Annotated in this window: 1 protein-coding gene; it reads left to right on the top strand. The window is 59.9% G+C overall.

Features of this window, described 5'->3' with window-relative positions:
* A partial coding sequence (locus NW837_RS05700; protein ID WP_414329763.1) for an aldehyde dehydrogenase family protein occupies positions 1-1,045 on the top strand: 1,045 nt, incomplete at its 5' end.
* Positions 1,046-1,268: the final 223 nt, after the last annotated feature.

Genomic DNA, 1,268 nt, shown 5'->3' with positions numbered 1-1,268 from the left:
CTACACCTCCCTCTTTCGCAAAGAGCCGGTGGGGGTGTGCGCTCAAATTACCCCCTGGAACTATCCGCTGATGATGGCCGTCTGGAAGATCGGCCCCGCCCTGGCCGCCGGCTGTACGGTGGTGCTCAAGCCCGCTCCTGCCACCCCCCTGACCACCCTGATGCTGGGAGAACTGATCGCCGAGGCTGGGATCCCGCCCAGGGTAGTCAATATCGTTACCGGAGGCAATGCCACCGGCCAAGCCCTGGTGGAGCACCCCCAGGTGCGCATGGTCAGCCTTACCGGCTCTACCGCCACCGGCAAGCAGGTGATGCGGACAGCGGCAGATACCCTGAAGCGGGTGCATTTGGAACTGGGGGGCAAAGCGCCGTTTATCGTCTTCGAGGATGCGGACGTAGAGACCGTTGCTGCCAAGGCCACATTTGCTGCCACCGTCAACACCGGCCAAGACTGTACGGCAGCCACCCGCGTCTATGTGCACGAGAGCAAGCTGGCGCAGGCGCAAGAGGCCATTGTAGAAGCCATGCGCAAAGTAACGGTGGGATCCCCTTTCGAGGCGGGAGTGGAGATGGGGCCTTTGGTCTCAGCAGCCCAGCGGGAGCGGGTGATGGGATTTGTGGAGCGGGCCAAAGCAGAGGGAGCCAAGGTGCTGACCGGGGGTCGGATCCCTTCCCAGCTTGCCCAGGGCTACTACTATGAACCCACGGTGATTGCCAATGTCGATCAAAAAGCGGAGATCGTACAGAGTGAGGTTTTTGGGCCGGTTCTCACGCTCGGCTCGTTTCGCGAAGAAGCGGAAGCGCTACGCTTGGGCAATGACGTCCTATACGGGCTGGCGGCTTCTGTGTGGACTCAAGACATCGGACGAGCGATGAGGTTGGCCGCCGATCTGGAGTTCGGCACCGTCTGGATCAACGACCATATTCCCATTGCCTCTGAGGCCCCCCATGGCGGCTTTAAGCAATCGGGATTTGGCAAAGATCTCTCGGCAGAAGCGGTGCGCGACTACCAAATCACCAAACACGTGATGATTGCAACCCGCTGAAGTGATGCCCATTTTGAACAGAAGATGACCACCAAACAGCGGCGGCTCACCAGGGGTATTCCCAGTCGCCGTAGGCCATTGGTGGCCTTGATTCCGACCTACCCCTTCCCCTTGGGAGAGGGCTTGGGGAACTGTCTGGAGCCGGTTTGGAACCTGATACATTCACGCTGAGCTCTCCTGAACATGGTTCAGGAAAGAAGCGATCGCATCCTGCCTATCTCTG

Source organism: Synechococcus sp. R6-10, from assembly GCF_047461815.1.
In the GTDB taxonomy this organism is placed as follows: domain Bacteria; phylum Cyanobacteriota; class Cyanobacteriia; order Thermostichales; family Thermostichaceae; genus Thermostichus.
The sequence above is the reverse complement of the archived record's forward strand: the minus strand, read 5'-3'. Positions and strand labels throughout refer to the sequence as shown.